Genomic DNA, 16384 nt, shown 5'->3' on the forward strand with positions numbered 1-16384 from the left:
ACGGATGATTCGCTTTGAACAGGTCAGTAAAGCTTATCTGGGCGGACGACAAGCGCTGCAGGGGGTCGATTTCCATCTGCGCCCGGCGGAAATGGCGTTTCTGACCGGCCATTCCGGCGCGGGGAAAAGTACCCTGCTGAAACTGATTTGTGGTATCGAACGGCCCAGCGCCGGCCACATCTGGTTTGGCGGCCACGACATCAGTCGTTTGAAAAACCGCGAGGTGCCGTTCCTGCGTCGGCAGATCGGCATGATCTTCCAGGATCACCACCTGCTGCTGGATCGCACGGTGTATGACAATGTGGCGATGCCGCTGATCATCGCCGGTGCCAGTACCGAAGACATCCGCCGCCGCGTCTCCGCCGCGCTGGACAAGGTCGGTTTGCTGGATAAAGCGAAGAACTTCCCGATTCAACTGTCCGGCGGTGAGCAGCAGCGCGTGGGCATCGCTCGTGCGGTGGTGAACAAGCCGGCGGTGTTGCTGGCGGATGAACCGACCGGCAACCTGGACGACGCGCTGTCGGAAGGCATTCTGCGCCTGTTTGAAGAATTCAACCGCGTCGGTGTCACCGTATTAATGGCGACGCACGACACTGGGCTTATCGCCCGCCGCAATTACCGCATCCTGACGCTGAGCCAGGGCCGCATGCAAGGGGGCGCTCACCATGGCCAATAACGCAAAAACCGCCAAGAGCAAGGCGCTGCGCGGCGGCTGGCGCGAACAGTGGCGTTACGCCTGGATGAACGCCATCAAAGACATGCTGCGCCAGCCGTTGGCGACGCTGTTGACGGTGATGGTGATCGCCATCTCCCTGACGCTGCCGAGCGTGTGCTACATCGTGTGGAAAAACGTCAGCACCGCGGCCAGCCAGTGGTACCCGACGCCGCAGCTGACGGTCTACCTGGATAAATCGCTCGACGACGACGCGGCGCTGAAAGTGCTCGACGCCATCAAGGCGGAAGCCGGCGTGGAGAAGGTGAATTACCTGTCGCGTGAAGAAGCGCGCGGCGAGTTCCGCAACTGGTCGGGCTTTGGCGGCGCGTTGGACATGCTGGAAGAGAACCCGTTGCCGGCGGTGGCGATCGTTACGCCGAAGATGAGCTTCCAGAGTTCGGATACCCTCAACACCCTGCGCGATCGCGTGGCGGCGGTGCAGGGCGTGGAAGAAGTGCGTATGGATGACAGCTGGTTTGCCCGCCTGGCGGCGCTGACCGGGTTAGCGGGCCAGATCGCGGCGATCATCGGCGTGCTGATGATCGTGGCGGTGTTCCTGGTGATCGGCAACAGCGTGCGTCTGAGCATCTTCAGCCGCCGCGACACCATCAACGTGATGAAGCTGATCGGCGCCACCGACGGTTTTATCCTGCGGCCGTTCCTTAACGGCGGGGCGATGCTCGGCTTTGCCGGCGCGCTGCTGTCGCTGGTGCTGTCCGGTGCGCTGGTGTGGCAGCTGGAGTCGGTAGTCGCCGGGGTGGCCAAGGTGTTCGGCACCACCTTCACTCTGCACGGGCTGGGCTGGGACGAGGCGCTGTTGCTGCTGATCATCTCCGCGATGATCGGTTGGATCGCCGCCTGGCTGGCGACGGTGCAACATTTACGCCGATTTACACCACAGTAAGATTTTTTTGGTATACTCTTCTCCTGCTGCTTTTGATCGCGTTGCGGGAGAAGAGTGACCTCAAGCGAAGTCAGCACAACACCTCTCTTCTTAGCGCACAAATTCCCTATCGGCCTGCACTCTCGTCACGTATTGTCAGCAACAATGCTTGCAAAAAAAGGGTGAACTTTTAGGGCGGAGTACGGTCAAAAATTGCAGCAAATGTTAAGGTGCCCGGCGTGTGGAACCGCTTTTGCTTCAGCAACTGCCGTAGAATCAATCATTTCCCCGCTGTAATAATCACCTGCATGATTTTGTATTCTCATAGAGAGGGTTTGAATGACCAAAGAAATGCAAACTTTAGCCTTAGTACCCCAAGGTAGCTTGGAAGCCTATATCCGGGCAGCCAACGCCTATCCGATGCTGACGGCAGAGGAAGAGCGGGAGCTGGCTGAACGGCTGCATTATCAGGGCGATCTGGATGCCGCTAAGCAGCTCATCCTGTCTCACCTGCGCTTTGTCGCTCATATTGCCCGCAACTATTCAGGCTATGGTCTGCCACAGGCGGATCTGATTCAAGAAGGCAATATCGGCCTGATGAAAGCCGTTCGCCGCTTCAACCCTGAAGTCGGCGTGCGTCTGGTTTCCTTTGCGGTGCATTGGATTAAGGCGGAAATCCACGAGTACGTATTGCGCAACTGGCGCATCGTGAAAGTGGCGACCACCAAAGCGCAGCGCAAGCTGTTCTTTAACCTGCGCAAAACCAAACAGCGTTTGGGCTGGTTCAACCAGGACGAAGTGGAACTGGTGGCCCGCGAGCTGGGCGTAACCAGCAAAGACGTGCGCGAGATGGAATCTCGCATGGCGGCGCAGGACATGACGTTCGATCCGACTCCGGATGACGAGGCCCGCGATGGCCAGTCGATGGCGCCGGTGCTGTACCTGCAGGACAAGAGCTCCGACTTCGCTGAAGGCATTGAGGAAGATAACTGGGAAAGCAACGCCGCAGACAAACTGGCCTATGCGCTGGAAGGTCTGGACGAGCGCAGCCAGCATATCATCCGCGCCCGCTGGCTCGACGACGACAACAAGTCGACGCTGCAGGAGCTGGCCGATCAGTACGGCGTTTCCGCCGAACGCGTGCGCCAGCTGGAAAAGAACGCCATGAAGAAATTGAAAATGGCGATCGAAGCCTGAGTCGATGCGATATTCGAAAAAAAAGCCCGGCAAGCCGGGCTTTTTCATGCCTGAAATTCGGCGTTATGGCGCCACGGCGGTAAAGTCCGGTGCCGGGCAGTCGTAGCCGAATTTCGCCGCCCACGGGTAGCGAGTGCCGGTGTTGATGTAGCGTTGATAAAGCGCCCGGCCGGTCTTGGCGTCGCGCTTGATAACCCAGCTGGCGGCGTTACACAGCACGGCGGCATAGGCCTGGCTCTTCGGCGGCAGCAGATCGGCCGCCTGTTGCGCCAGCCCCACCGCCTGCCAGCGATAGTGCAGGAAACGGTTGTCCTGCGCCGGCAGTGCCGCCTTGGCGCGCGCCGCTTCTGCGCTGTCGATCCAGCTTTTATGCTTCAGCTCGCGAGTATCGAACGCATCCCCCAGATAGGAATAGCCGGCGCCATAGATGGCGTAATCCGGCGTCATCTCATAGCCGGTAAACTCCAGCCCCTGGGCGCGCAGCAGGTTGGCCGCACGATAGTAAGCTTGCGCGCGTGCCAGCGGCGCGGCGGACTTGTCCTTGGCGGCCTTCAGCTCATCGGCGTACTGCTGCGCCGCTTGCCGGTAGTTGGGGATATCGAAATAGTCCTGCGCTTCCGCGGCCCGCCCGGCGCGCATCAAGCGCCGCGCCAGCAGTTCGCGCAGCTGCACTTCCGGCGTGATCTGCTGGCCGCCGTAGTCGTCCGGGTTAACCGGCTTGAGCGGCGTCGTCGGCGCCGGGGCGTGCTTATCGACAAAGTCTTTCAACTCATCGACGGTCAGCACGCGCTCCGCCACGTCGGCCACGTCGGCCCAGTAGATCGCCTTGCCGCGATACAGCAGGTCCATCGCCTGCAGATAGTCGCCGCGGTTCAGCGCCAGAATAGCCTGTTCGCCGGCCACCCGGCACTCGGGGACGATGGTTTCCGCGACGAAGTCGGCGTTGCGCTGTTCGCCCCAGCTTTCGTCGGCGGGGAACGCGCTTGCCGCCTTGGCGTAGGCGGCGGTGGCGGCTTTCACGTCGCCGTCGCGCAGCGCCATTTTGGCGCGCAGCCACCACGCCAGGCCGCTGTCGCCGGCGTTTTTCAGCAGGCTCGCCGCCATCGGGTACTGCCCGGAACGGTAGGCCAATGCCGCCAGCCGATCGCTGCCGGCGAAGCCGCTTTTCACCGTGCCGTCCAGCAGCGTCAGTATCTGGCTGATGATCTGGGCAGAGCGGCCGTTGCCGTCGGTATCTGCCATTTGCAGGTTGCCGCTGCGGGCGAACAGCTCAATGGTCACCAGCTGCTGGATCAACGGATCGCCGATCACCTGCTTCAGCGTTTCCAGATGGTCGGGATTGACCAGGTAGCTGGAGACGTACTGCAGCGACTGCCCGCCGCTCGGATCGCCCTGCGCCGCCTGCTGTGCGTACAGGTGGGCAGCGGGGGCGACGTCACCCAGCCACAGGTGGATGCGCGCCTGCTGCCCGAGGCTGCTTAGCGCCAGCTGGTCGGGATCGGCGGCGCCGCTTTTCACCCGATCGATCACCTGCTGGAACGCCGCCAGCGCCTGTTCAAGTTCGGCTTTAGGCGGATGCTCGGCGGCGGGGGCCGCTTCACCCGATTCATTCACCGGCGTACCGTGGTCAGCCATCAACACCCGCCCAAGCGAATATTGCGCCCGCAGCCCCCAGTCGCCCTGTTCGGCGGCCGGGAGCTTCAGCACCTGCTGGAAATAGTCTGTGGCGCGCGGATCATGGCTGGCGAAAGCGACGGCGCCCAGTTGATAAAGGCGTGCGGCGTTGGACAACCCCTGCGTATTGACGGCGTCAGCCTCTTCCACCGTTTTGGCGGCGCGCATTTTGCCGATCGCCACCGTTTCCGGCGACTGCGGCATCGGTTTCGGCGGCATCGGCGGCGGCGGGGCTTGCCAGCGCGGCAGCTGTTTATCCGCCGGCACCAGTCGGCCGGCTTCGAAGGCGAAATTGCCCTCCGGCATATACAGCAGGGTGCCGTTGCGGTCGATCAGCAGCCGGTTAGGGAAATCCGGGCCGCAGGCATAGCCGCTCAGCGGCAGCGCGGCGCCGATCAGCATGGCCAGCGGAAGAAGGCGGCGGGTGTTCCGTGCCGCGCGCGTATCAAGGTGTGACAAGGGTGCCTCCTGGCGTCAGTTGTTGGCAGCGTAGCCAGCCCAGCGGCCGGGATTGCCCGGCGCGCAGCTGATCGCCGCTGATGCGAATAAAGCGTTGCCGCTGCGGTGCGGATTCCAGCCGGTAGTTGCCGACCGCGTCCGCCGCCAGGCAGTCGTCGGCGCGGATGGCCACCTCTTGCGGCAGCGGGGCGTCCACCGGCCCGTTGTTATGAATTATCAGATCATACAGCCCGTTTTGCTGTGGCTGAGGCCTAAATTTTACCTGCCAGTCGACGTTCAGCGGCTGCCGTTCGATCACCGCTCGCAGCGTGGCGAGCGACCAGGCGCGCCGATCGTCCGCCAGCGGCAAGCGGAACCAGATAATGCCGCGCAGCCGGGGCGGCGTTTGCTGCGCCAGCGTCTGCAGAAAATCGGCGATCTGCTGCGGCGCGACCGTCAGCTCGCGGCCGTTGCCCGCCACGCGCAGCGAGGACTCGCTCTCCACCTGCGCGCCCTGCGCATCAAACCCCAGCAGCGCCATGCCGTAGGCCGGCAGCGCGACGCGAAACGGCTTCGGTGTGACGGAGGCGTACTGCCGCACCCAGCGCAGCGCCAAGGGGCCGTCAAACAGCCCCTGCTGCGGCGAGAGCACCGCGTGCACCTGCAGGACGGAGCTGGCGGCCTGTTGCAGTACGCCGGGCAGGTCGGGCGAGCCGATCCAGGCCGGCAGGGCGGTGATGCCGAGCTGCAAAGCGGCGGGCAGCCGTTGGCGCAGTTGCTGCAGAAAGCGTTGGTAGTCCGGCAGGCGGGCGGTGGCGGCGTCATGATCGATCTCGACGCCGGTGACGGGCAGCCCGGCCGCCTGCCAGCGTTGGGTGAGCGCCAGCAGGCGCTGGATAATGGCCTCTTGGTCCAGCTGCGGCAGCTGGCCGTCGAGGCGCGCCACCAGCCAGAGCGGGCGGCCGTCCTGCCGCAGCAGGTTGAGATCGGCCGGGATCTCCCGCCAGCCCTCGCGCGGATGCACCTGCAGCGCCAGCACGCGCAGCCCACTGAACAGATCGCGGCTGTGCGCCAGCGCATCGGCGTGCTGCGGCGTCCAGACCCGCTGCCAGATATAAACCTGCTGATCCCAGCCTGAGGCCAGGCGCAGCGCCTGCTGGCGCCCGAGGAGCGCGGCCGCCAGCCCCAGCGCAATCAAGATTAGCGCCGCCAGCCGGCGTTTCATTTTTGCCAGAGATCGCCCTGCGGTGCGAAGCCGCAGGCGCGCATGAAGTTATCGACTTCCCCGCGTTCGCGCGGCGCCAGGCCGGCGGTCGACAGCTGCCAGTGGGCGATCTGCGGCAGCTGACGCTGCGCATCCTGCACCAGGTAAAGACCGACGCCGCGGCGGCGCGTCACTTCGCGAACCAGCAGGTCCTGCAGCTCGGCGCGGTCGTCCTGCAGCGCGATTTTCACCGCCCCCAGCAGCCGCTCGTTGAAGCGGGCGGCGAACAGCGCCTTGCCGTCGTTCAGCCAGCTCTGCCACTGTTCCGGCTGCTGGTGCGGCCAAATTTTACCGAGGTCGATAAGGTCTTGCGGGGACAGCGCGGTCAGGCGCTCGATGGTCAGTTTCATGCAGAATTTCCGCGCAGCTAAATGATGCCGACAGTGTAATAGATCTTGTGCAGAGCGTTGTGTAAGTTTTTCTGTACGATTACTGTGCAATATGTTTTTTGCACGGGGCATTTTCCGAGTAAATAGTTAGTAAACGGATTGTTAACCAGCACAACGCACTACGCCTCAAGGTAAAGAGCGCAGATTTAATTCGAATTTTATCCTGTTTACACCGCTTGTTTCTGCCTGATGAAGTTGATTTGCAGAAGAAAATTCCTGTTTAATGGCATGAAAAATAAAGTCTTATTAGAAAATAATGCCGACAAAGCGCCTAAATCATTATTACTTATAACAAAAGCGGTCAATAACGATCCGGTGCAGGCAAACACAACAGGTACGTTCACAACGACAGATGGGGATTTGCGGATGAAATTAACAACAGGTAAGGCACTGCTGGCGGGTTGTATTGCGATGGCCATGAGCCAGGCGGCCATGGCGAAAGACATCAAGGTGGCGATCGTCGGGGCGATGTCCGGCCCGGTCGCGCAGTATGGCGACATGGAGTTTACCGGCGCGCGCCAGGCGATTGCCGACATCAACGCCAAGGGCGGCATCAAGGGCGACAAGCTGGTCGGCGTGGAATACGACGACGCCTGCGACCCGAAACAGGCGGTTGCGGTCGCCAACAAGGTGATCAACGACGGCATTCGCTACGTGATCGGCCACCTGTGCTCCTCGTCCACCCAGCCGGCGTCCGATATTTATGAAGACGAAGGCGTGATCATGATTACCCCGGCGGCCACCAACGCCGATCTGACCACCCGCGGCTACAAAATGATCATGCGCACTACCGGCCTGGATTCGGATCAGGGTCCGACCGCCGCCAAATACATCCTCAGCGACATCAAGCCGAAGCGCATCGCCGTGGTGCACGACAAGCAGCAATACGGCGAAGGCCTGGCGCGCTCGGTGCGCGACAGCCTGAAAAAACAGGGCACCGAAGTGGCGATGTTCGAAGGCATCACCGCCGGCGACAAAGACTTCTCCACCCTGGTGGCGCGCCTGAAAAAAGAGAATATCGACTTCGTGTATTTCGGCGGTTACTACCCGGAAATGGGCCAGATCCTGCGTCAGGCCAAGCAGGCCGGGTTGACCACCCGCTTCATGGGGCCGGAAGGCGTGGGCAACTCCTCGCTGTCCAACATCGCCGGGGCTGCTTCGGAAGGCATGCTGGTGACGCTGCCGAAGCGCTACGATCAGGTGCCTGCCAACCAGCCGATCGTCGATGCGTTGAAAGCCAAGAAGCTGGATCCGACCGGCCCGTTCGTCTGGACCACCTATGCCGCGCTGCAGTCGCTGACCACCGGCATGGCGCGCAGCGGCAGCCAGGAGCCGGCGGACATCGTCAAGGATCTGAAAACCGGCAAGCCGGTGGAGACCGTGATGGGGCCGCTGAGCTGGGATGACAAGGGCGATCTGAAAGGCTTCGAGTTCGGCGTGTTCGAGTGGCATGCCAACGGCACGTCCACACCGATCAAATAAGCCATAATGATTAGGGTGGGGCGCGGCTCGCTGCGCCCGGCGGGTCGGCTTGCCGGCCCCGTCTCCCTTTACCCGCCGGTTCTCCGCCGGCGGGTTTCGCAGCCAAGGGTTCAGAGTATGTCAGAGCAACTCCTCTATTTTCTGCAGCAGATGTTCAACGGCTTAACGTTGGGCAGCACCTATGCATTGATCGCCATCGGTTACACCATGGTTTACGGCATCATCGGCATGATCAACTTCGCCCACGGCGAGGTGTACATGATCGGCAGCTATGTCTCCTTTATCGTGATCGCCGCCCTGATGATGCTCGGCATTGACGTCGGCTGGTTGCTGATCGGCGCCGCGTTCCTGGTCTCGATCGTCATCGCCAGCGCCTACGGCTGGAGCATCGAGCGGGTGGCCTACAAGCCGGTGCGCAACTCCAAGCGCCTGATTGCGCTGATCTCGGCCATCGGCATGTCGATATTCCTGCAAAACTACGTCAGCCTGACGCAGGGCTCACGCGATCTGGCGCTGCCCAGCCTGGTGACCGGCCAGTGGGTGCTGGGGGAAAGCAACGGCTTCGCCGCCACCATCAGCACCATGCAGCTGACCATCTGGCTCGTGACCTTCCTGGCGATGCTGGCGCTGACGCTGTTTATCCGCTATTCGCGCATGGGCCGCGCCTGCCGCGCCTGTGCGGAAGACCTGAAGATGGCCAGCCTGCTGGGCATCAACACTGACCGGGTGATCTCGCTGACCTTCGTCATCGGGGCGGTGATGGCGGCGGTGGCCGGGGTGTTGCTCGGCCAGTTCTACGGCGTCATCAACCCTTACATCGGCTTTATGGCCGGCATGAAAGCCTTCACCGCCGCGGTCCTGGGCGGCATCGGCAGCATTCCCGGCGCGATGATCGGCGGCCTGGTGCTGGGCGTGGCGGAAGCGCTGACCTCCGCCTACCTGAGCACCGAATACAAAGACGTGGTGTCGTTCGCGTTGCTGATCGTGGTGCTGCTGATCATGCCGACCGGCATCCTCGGGCGTCCGGAGGTTGAGAAAGTATGAAACTCAATCTGTTCAATGCGCTGATCGCCACGGCGGTGCTGTTCGTGATGGCGTCGTTCCTGATGGGCATGCAGCTTAGCCTGGACGGCACCAAGCTGGTGGTGCACGGCGCGGCGGAAGTGCGCTGGATGTGGATCGGCATCGGCTGCGTCATCGTCTTTTTCTTCCAGCTGTTGCGCCCGCTGCTGCAGCAGGGATTGAAAAAAGTCTCCGGCCCGGCGTTCGTGCTGCCGAGCTTCGACGGCACCACGCCGCGGCAAAAGTTGCTGGCGGCTCTGCTCATCGTCGCGGCGGTCGCCTGGCCGTTCCTGGTGTCGCGCGGCACGGTGGATATCGCCACCCTGACGCTGATCTACGTGATGCTGGGCCTCGGCCTCAACGTGGTGGTGGGTTTGTCCGGTTTGCTGGTGCTCGGCTACGGCGGTTTCTACGCCATCGGTGCCTACACCTACGCGCTGCTGAATCACTATTACGGCCTCGGCTTCTGGGAGAGCCTGCCGCTGGCGGGCATCGTCACCGCCGCCTTCGGCTTCCTGCTCGGTTTCCCGGTGCTGCGGCTGCGCGGCGACTATCTGGCGATCGTGACGCTCGGCTTCGGTGAGATCGTGCGCATCCTGCTGCTGAACAATACTGAGATCACCGGCGGGCCGAACGGCATCAGCCAGATCCCGAAACCGACCTTTTTCGGCCTGGAGTTCAACCGCAGCGTGCGCGACGGCGGTTGGGATACCTTCCATAACTTCTTCGGCCTGAAATACGATCCGAGCGATCGCATCATATTCCTGTATCTGGTGGCGCTGCTGCTGGTGGTGCTGACGCTGTTCGTCATCAACCGCCTGCTGCGCATGCCGCTCGGGCGCGCCTGGGAAGCGCTGCGCGAAGACGAGATCGCCTGCCGCTCGCTGGGCCTCAGCCCGACGCGCATCAAGCTGACCGCCTTTACCATCAGCGCCGCTTTCGCCGGGTTTGCCGGCACGCTGTTCGCCGCGCGCCAGGGCTTCGTCAGCCCGGAATCCTTCACCTTCGTCGAATCGGCCTTCGTGTTGGCGATCGTCGTACTGGGGGGCATGGGCTCGCAGTTCGCGGTCATTCTGGCGGCGATCCTGCTGGTGGTGTCGCGCGAACTGATGCGCGATCTGAATGAATACAGCATGTTGCTGCTGGGTGCGCTGATGGTGCTGATGATGATTTGGCGGCCGCAGGGGCTGCTGCCGATGAAACGGCCGCAGCTGAAGCTGCAGGCGGCGGACATTCACGCGGGCAAGGGGGAGCAGGCATGAGCGTTCAACCTTTACTGCAGGTGGAAGGCCTGTCGATGCGTTTCGGCGGGCTGCTGGCGGTCAACAACGTGGCGTTGACGCTGAACGAAGGCGAAATCGTGTCGCTGATCGGCCCCAACGGCGCCGGTAAGACCACGGTGTTCAACTGCCTGACCGGTTTTTACCGCCCGACCGGTGGCACCATCAAATTGCGCGATCGCCACCTGGAAGGGCTGGCGGGGCAGGCCATCGCCCGCATGGGCGTGGTGCGCACCTTCCAGCACGTGCGGCTGTTCCGTGAAATGACGGTGATCGAGAACCTGCTGGTGGCGCAGCATCAGCACCTGAAAAGCGGCGTGTTTGCCGGGTTGCTGAAAACCCCGGCCTTCCGCCGCGCCGAAGCCGAGGCGCTGACGCACGCGGCGGAGTGGCTGGAGCGCGTCGGCCTGCTGGAGATGGCCAACCGTTCGGCGGGCAACCTGGCCTACGGGCAGCAGCGGCGGCTGGAGATCGCCCGCTGCATGGTGACCCGGCCGGAGCTGCTGATGCTGGACGAACCGGCCGCCGGCCTCAACCCGAAAGAGACCGACGAACTGGATCACCTGATCGTCGAGCTGCGCGATCGGCATAAGGTATCGGTGCTGCTGATCGAGCACGACATGAAGCTGGTGATGGGCATTTCCGACCGCATTTACGTGGTGAATCAGGGCACGCCGCTGGCGCAGGGCACACCGGCGGAGATCCGCAGCAACCCGGACGTGATCCGGGCTTATTTGGGCGAAGAATAATATGTTGTCATTCAATCAGGTATCCGCCCATTACGGCAAAATTCAGGCGCTGCATCAGGTCAGTCTCACGATAAGCCAGGGCGAAATCGTGACGTTAATCGGCGCCAACGGCGCCGGTAAAACCACGCTGCTCGGCACCCTGTGCGGCGAGCCGCGCGCCAGCGAAGGCAGCATCGTCTTTCAGGACCAGGACATCACCCAGTGGCAAACCTCGCGCATCATGCGCGAAGCGGTGGCGATCGTGCCGGAAGGGCGGCGCGTCTTCTCGCGCATGACGGTGGAAGAAAACCTGGCGATGGGCGGCTTCTTCGCCGATCGCCGGCAGTATCAACAGCGCATCGAACGGGTGTTCACTCTGTTCCCACGCCTGCTGGAGCGCCGAAACCAGCGCGCCGGCACCATGTCCGGCGGCGAACAGCAGATGTTGGCCATCGGCCGCGCGCTGATGAGCCAGCCGAAGCTGCTGCTGCTCGACGAGCCCTCGCTCGGGCTGGCGCCGATCATCATCCAGCAGATCTTCGACATCATTCAGCAACTGCGGGAAGAGGGCATGACCATCTTCCTGGTGGAGCAAAACGCCAATCAGGCGCTGAAATTGGCGGACCGCGGTTATGTGCTGGAAAACGGCCGCGTGGTGTTGGAAGATACGGGGGCTGCATTGTTAGCCAACGAAGCAGTGAGGTCGGCGTATCTGGGCGGTTAATCCGCCCCCCTACGAATTAAAATAATCAGGTACGAGAAGAAGAAATGAAGACAGAAGGGTTACTCGCGCAGCGCATCGTTAACGTAAAAAGTTCGGCCATCCGTGAATTGCTTAAACACAGCAAGATGGAACACGTCATTTCGCTGGCGGGCGGCATCCCCTCTGATGCGCTGTTCGATTTCGAAGGATTGAGCATCGCCACCCAGCAGGCGATCACCGAACAGCCGAAAAGCGCGTTCCAGTATGGCCTGACCGAGGGCAGCCCGCTGCTGCGTGAGCGCATTTGCGCGCTGTGCGCCGAGCGCGGCGTCACCGCGCGCGCGGAAGAGGTGATGGTCACCGCCGGCTCGCAGCAGGCATTGGATTTGGTGATGCGCGCCATCGTCAACCCCGGCGACGTGTTCGTGGTGGAGCGCCCGACCTACCTGGCGGCGCTGCAAACGCTGGAGCTGGCGGAAGCCAACATCATGTCGGTCTCGTCAGACAGCGACGGCATGGTGGTGGAAGAGCTGGCCGAGCTGCTGAAAACCCAGCGCATCAAGGGCGTGTACGTGGTGCCGAACTTCGGCAACCCCAGCGGCATCACCCTGAGCGCCGCGCGCCGCGAACTGCTGGTGAAACTGGCCGCTGAACATAACTTCCTGATCATCGAAGACGATCCGTACGGCGAGCTGCGTTTCACCGAAGAGCGCCACCCGACGCTGCATCAGGTGTCGCAGCGGGTGCTGGGCAACACCGACCACATCATTTATACCTCGACCTTCTCCAAGATCCTGGCGCCGGGTCTGCGGTTGGGCTGGGCGATCCTGCCGCCGTTCCTGCTGCATAAAGTGGCGATCATCAAGCAGGCGGCGGATCTGCACGCCAGCGCGCTGTCGCAGAGCATCGTCGAATGCTACCTCGGCCTGGATCGCCTGCCGGCGCAGATCGACAAGATCCGCGCCGCCTACAAACAGAAGGGCGAGATCCTGGCCGGATTGGTGGAGCAGGCGCTGGGCGACTACATCACCTTCGATAAGCCGAAGGGCGGCATGTTCCTGTGGGCGCGTTTCCGCCAGCCGTTCAACGCCACCGAATGGCTGAATACCACGCTGCAGCAGGGCGTGGTGTTCGTGCCGGGGGAATACTTCTTCTCCGACAACCCGGATCGTTCGACCTTCCGCCTGTCGTTCGCCACCGCCACCGAGCAACAAATGCAGGAAGCGGTGGCGCGCCTGCGCCGTTCGCTGTAATCCCCGCGGCGGCGGAGCGTATGCCCGCCGCCGACATCAAACTGCCATCTTCACTTCACTCTCCTGTCACATGGCTGTCACTTTTTAGTTATTTTTCTGTCATCCGCGCATGGCATGTTAGCTTCCGAACAAAAAACTGATTCTTTTCGCTCACGCGCTTTTACACCAGCTTTTTTCAGGAGTTAGGCATGCTCACCTACGCTATTCGCAAAACCACGCTGTGCGTCGCATTGACCCTAGCGGTCAGCACTCAGGCGCTGGCGGCGACCGAGATCCCGTTCTGGCATTCGATGGAAGGCGAACTGGGTAAGGAAGTGGACTCCCTGGCGGATCGCTTCAACCAGTCGCACAGCGACGTCAAGATTGTGCCGGTTTACAAAGGCAACTACGAACAGAGCCTGGCGGCGGGCATCGCCGCTTACCGCTCCGGCAAGGCGCCGGCGATCCTGCAGGTTTACGAGGTGGGCACCGCCACCATGATGGCCAGCAAGGCCATCAAACCGGTCTACGAAGTGTTTAAAGAGGCCGGCATCAACTTCGACGAGTCGGTGTTCGTGCCGACGGTTGCCGGCTATTACACCGACAACAAGAGCGGCCATCTGCTGTCGCAGCCGTTCAACAGCTCCACGCCGGTGCTGTACTACAATAAAGACGCCTTCAAGAAGGCCGGCCTGAACCCGGATCAGCCGCCGAAAACCTGGCAAGAGCTGGCGGCGGATACCGCCAAACTGCGTGAGGCCGGCATGAAGTGCGGCTACGCCAGCGGCTGGCAGGGCTGGATCCAGCTGGAGAACTTCAGCGCTTGGCACGGCGTGCCGTTCGCCAGCGAAAACAACGGTTTCGGCGGCACCAACGCCAAGCTGGAGTTCAACAAGCCGCTGCAGGTCAAGCATATCGCGCTGCTCGAAGCGATGAACAAGAAGGGTGATTTCACCTACTTCGGCCGCAAAGACGAATCCACCGAGAAGTTTTATAACGGCGACTGCGCCATCACCACCGCGTCATCCGGTTCGCTGGCGGACATCAAGCACTACGCCAAATTCAACTACGGCGTCGGCATGATGCCGTACGACGCCGACGCGAAAAACGCGCCGCAGAACGCCATCATCGGCGGGGCCAGCCTGTGGGTGATGAACGGCAAAGACGCCGCCACCTACAAGGGCGTGGCCGAGTTCCTGCAGTACCTGGCGCAGCCGGAAATCGCCGCCGAATGGCACCAGAAGACCGGCTATCTGCCGATCACCACCGCGGCTTACGATCTGACCAAGCAGCAGGGCTTCTACGACAAGAACCCGGGCGCCGACGTCGCCACTCGCCAGATGCTGAACAAGCCGCCGTTGCCGTTCACCAAGGGCCTGCGCCTGGGCAACATGCCGCAGATCCGCAGCGTGGTGGATGAGGAGCTGGAAGGCGTATGGACCGGCAAGAAAACGCCTCAGCAGGCGTTGGACGCCGCCGTGCAGCGCGGTGATGTATTGCTGCGCCGTTTCGAAGCATCGACCAAGTAACCCTGCGTCGCGGGCCCGGCAGACCGGGCTCGCGTCTTCACGCCGATCCTTCCGTACCCGATTAATGGTTTAACTGCTATGTCATCTTCCCGTCCCGGTTTCGGCTGCAGCTGGTTGCCCTATGCGTTGGTGCTGCCGCAGCTGCTGATTACCGCCGTCTTCTTTTTATGGCCCGCCGGCGAGGCGCTGTGGTATTCGGTGCAGAGCCTCGATCCGTTCGGCCTGTCCAGCCAGTTTGTCGGGCTGGATAACTTTAAGCAGCTGTTTCAGGATCCTTACTACCTCGACTCGTTCTACACCACGCTGATCTTCAGCTTCCTGGTGGCGGGCATCGGGCTGGCGGTTTCGCTGTTCTTCGCCGCGCTGGTGGACTACGTGCTGCGCGGCAGCCGGCTCTATCGCACGCTGATGATCCTGCCCTATGCGGTGGCGCCGGCGGTGGCGGCGGTATTGTGGATCTTTCTGTTCAACCCCGGCCTGGGGTTGATCACCCATTTCCTCAACGGGCTGGGCTATAACTGGAACCATGCGCAAAACAGCGGCCAGGCGATGTTCCTGGTGGTGCTGGCCTCGGTATGGCAGCAGATAAGCTATAACTTCCTGTTTTTCCTCGCGGCGCTGCAGTCGATCCCGCGCTCGCTGGTGGAGGCGGCGGCCATCGACGGCGCCGGCCCGGTGCGGCGTTTCTTCCATCTGGTGCTGCCGCTGATCGCGCCGGTGAGCTTCTTCCTGCTGGTGGTCAATCTGGTGTACGCCTTCTTCGATACCTTCCCGGTGATCGACGCCGCCACAGGCGGCGGGCCGGTGCAGTCCACCACCACGTTGATCTACAAGATCTACCGCGAAGGCTTCGCCGGATTGGATCTCTCCAGCTCTGCCGCGCAGTCGGTGATCCTGATGCTGCTGGTGATCGGCCTGACGGTGATCCAGTTCCGCTTCGTTGAACGTAAGGTGCGCTATCAATGATTGAGAATCGACGCGGGCTGGATATCTTCAGCCATGTGATGCTGATTATCGGCGTGCTGGTGGTGCTGTTCCCGCTGTACGTGGCCTTTGTCGCCGCCACGCTGGACGACAAGCAGGTGTTTCAGGTGCCGATGACGCTGGTGCCCGGCGGCCACCTGTGGGAAAACATCCGCAATATCTGGCAGGGCGGCGTGGGCAACCTCAAGGTGCCGTTCTCGCTGCTGCTGCTGAACAGCGTGATCATGGCGCTGGCGATCACCTTCGGCAAGATCGCGGTGTCGGTGCTGTCGGCTTACGCCATCGTGTACTTCCGCTTTCCGCTGCGCAGCCTGTTCTTCTGGCTGATTTTCCTCACCCTGATGCTGCCGGTGGAGGTGCGTATCTTCCCGACGGTGGAGGTGATCTCCAACCTCAACCTGCTGGACAGCTACACCGGCCTGACGCTGCCGCTGATGGCCTCGGCCACCGCGACCTTCCTGCTGCGCCAGTTCTTCATGACGCTGCCGGATGAGCTGCTGGAGGCGGCGCGCATCGACGGCGCCGGGCCGATGCGTTTCTTCTGGGACATCGTGCTGCCGCTGTCGAAAACCAATCTGGCGGCGCTGTTCGTCATCACCTTTATCTACGGCTGGAACCAATACCTGTGGCCGATCCTGATCACCAGCGACGCCTCGATGGGCACCGCGGTGGCGGGCATCAAGAGCATGATCTCCACCTCCGGCGCGCCGACCCAGTGGAACCAGGTGATGGCGGCGATGATTCTGACTTTATTGCCACCGCTGGCGGTGGTGCTTCTGATGCAGCGCTGGTTTGTGCGCGGTCTGGTTGATAGCGAGAAATAA

General features: G+C 62.1%; 15 protein-coding genes. 12 read left to right on the forward strand and 3 right to left on the reverse strand.

Annotation, left to right across the window (positions count from 1 at the left end):
- The first annotated feature begins 4 nt into the window (after nucleotides 1–4).
- From ftsE to rpoH, 3 genes are all read left to right on the forward strand, one after another.
- Nucleotides 5–676, forward strand: coding sequence for a cell division ATP-binding protein FtsE (ftsE, locus tag ACJ8IN_RS17665; protein WP_004934337.1), 672 nt, complete (start codon nucleotides 5–7; stop codon nucleotides 674–676).
- On the forward strand, nucleotides 666–1619 hold the full coding sequence (gene ftsX, locus ACJ8IN_RS17670; protein WP_033636680.1) for a permease-like cell division protein FtsX: 954 nt from the start codon (nucleotides 666–668) through the stop codon (nucleotides 1617–1619). The genes ftsE and ftsX overlap by 11 nt, the downstream gene beginning before the upstream one ends.
- A gap of 318 nt (nucleotides 1620–1937) precedes the next feature.
- Nucleotides 1938–2795 carry an RNA polymerase sigma factor RpoH gene (rpoH, locus tag ACJ8IN_RS17675; RefSeq protein WP_004934345.1) on the forward strand — a complete coding sequence of 286 codons (858 nt, stop codon included), beginning with the start codon at nucleotides 1938–1940 and terminating at the stop codon, nucleotides 2793–2795.
- Nucleotides 2796–2858: 63 nt separating this feature from the next.
- On the opposite strand, the gene ACJ8IN_RS17680 is transcribed toward rpoH, so the two are convergent.
- Genes ACJ8IN_RS17680 through panM form a run of 3 tightly spaced genes read right to left on the reverse strand, consistent with a single transcriptional unit; the run spans nucleotide 2859 to nucleotide 6521 of the window.
- Nucleotides 2859–4871: a hypothetical protein gene (locus ACJ8IN_RS17680; protein WP_308326135.1), complete on the reverse strand. Its 2013-nt coding sequence runs from the start codon at nucleotides 4869–4871 to the stop codon at nucleotides 2859–2861.
- Nucleotides 4872–4914: 43 nt separating this feature from the next.
- Nucleotides 4915–6132: a DUF3142 domain-containing protein gene (locus tag ACJ8IN_RS17685; RefSeq protein WP_308325343.1), complete on the reverse strand. Its 1218-nt coding sequence runs from the start codon at nucleotides 6130–6132 to the stop codon at nucleotides 4915–4917.
- A complete protein-coding gene (gene panM, locus ACJ8IN_RS17690; protein ID WP_047569785.1) occupies nucleotides 6129–6521 on the reverse strand; it encodes an aspartate 1-decarboxylase autocleavage activator PanM in 393 nt (130 codons plus the stop codon). Before panM ends, ACJ8IN_RS17685 begins: the two co-directional genes overlap by 4 nt.
- A 405-nt stretch (nucleotides 6522–6926) precedes the next feature.
- Between panM and ACJ8IN_RS17695 the strand changes: the two genes are divergently transcribed.
- The 9 genes from ACJ8IN_RS17695 (at nucleotide 6927) to ugpE (ending at nucleotide 16384) form a co-directional block, all read left to right on the forward strand.
- Nucleotides 6927–8042, forward strand: coding sequence for a branched-chain amino acid ABC transporter substrate-binding protein (locus ACJ8IN_RS17695; RefSeq protein ID WP_060425130.1), 1116 nt, complete (start codon nucleotides 6927–6929; stop codon nucleotides 8040–8042).
- 117 nt (nucleotides 8043–8159) lie between these two features.
- The gene (gene livH / locus ACJ8IN_RS17700) at nucleotides 8160–9086 is read left to right on the forward strand and encodes a high-affinity branched-chain amino acid ABC transporter permease LivH (protein ID WP_015376290.1); all 927 of its coding nucleotides are present in this window, start codon (nucleotides 8160–8162) and stop codon (nucleotides 9084–9086) included.
- Nucleotides 9083–10366 (forward strand): high-affinity branched-chain amino acid ABC transporter permease LivM, encoded by a 1284-nt coding sequence (locus ACJ8IN_RS17705; RefSeq protein ID WP_308325344.1) that lies wholly within the window; start codon nucleotides 9083–9085, stop codon nucleotides 10364–10366. The genes livH and ACJ8IN_RS17705 overlap by 4 nt, the downstream gene beginning before the upstream one ends.
- Nucleotides 10363–11133 carry a high-affinity branched-chain amino acid ABC transporter ATP-binding protein LivG gene (gene livG / locus ACJ8IN_RS17710; RefSeq protein ID WP_043148327.1) on the forward strand — a complete coding sequence of 257 codons (771 nt, stop codon included), beginning with the start codon at nucleotides 10363–10365 and terminating at the stop codon, nucleotides 11131–11133. The genes ACJ8IN_RS17705 and livG overlap by 4 nt, the downstream gene beginning before the upstream one ends.
- 1 nt (nucleotide 11134) lies before the next feature.
- Nucleotides 11135–11836, forward strand: a complete 702-nt coding sequence (livF, locus tag ACJ8IN_RS17715; RefSeq protein ID WP_033636687.1) for a high-affinity branched-chain amino acid ABC transporter ATP-binding protein LivF — start codon at nucleotides 11135–11137, stop codon at nucleotides 11834–11836.
- Nucleotides 11837–11880: 44 nt separating this feature from the next.
- Nucleotides 11881–13068: an aminotransferase-like domain-containing protein gene (locus tag ACJ8IN_RS17720; RefSeq protein ID WP_171402768.1), complete on the forward strand. Its 1188-nt coding sequence runs from the start codon at nucleotides 11881–11883 to the stop codon at nucleotides 13066–13068.
- A gap of 188 nt (nucleotides 13069–13256) precedes the next feature.
- The gene (gene ugpB, locus ACJ8IN_RS17725) at nucleotides 13257–14576 is read left to right on the forward strand and encodes a sn-glycerol-3-phosphate ABC transporter substrate-binding protein UgpB (RefSeq protein ID WP_033636688.1); all 1320 of its coding nucleotides are present in this window, start codon (nucleotides 13257–13259) and stop codon (nucleotides 14574–14576) included.
- 78 nt (nucleotides 14577–14654) lie between these two features.
- Complete coding sequence (gene ugpA, locus ACJ8IN_RS17730) at nucleotides 14655–15542, forward strand: sn-glycerol-3-phosphate ABC transporter permease UgpA (protein ID WP_015376293.1); 888 nt, start codon at nucleotides 14655–14657, stop codon at nucleotides 15540–15542.
- Nucleotides 15539–16384 (forward strand): sn-glycerol-3-phosphate ABC transporter permease UgpE, encoded by an 846-nt coding sequence (ugpE, locus tag ACJ8IN_RS17735; RefSeq protein WP_019455301.1) that lies wholly within the window; start codon nucleotides 15539–15541, stop codon nucleotides 16382–16384. Before ugpA ends, ugpE begins: the two co-directional genes overlap by 4 nt.

The sequence above is a fragment of the Serratia sp. CY31944 genome (genome assembly GCF_052169175.1).
Taxonomy (GTDB): Bacteria; Pseudomonadota; Gammaproteobacteria; order Enterobacterales; family Enterobacteriaceae; genus Serratia; species Serratia sarumanii.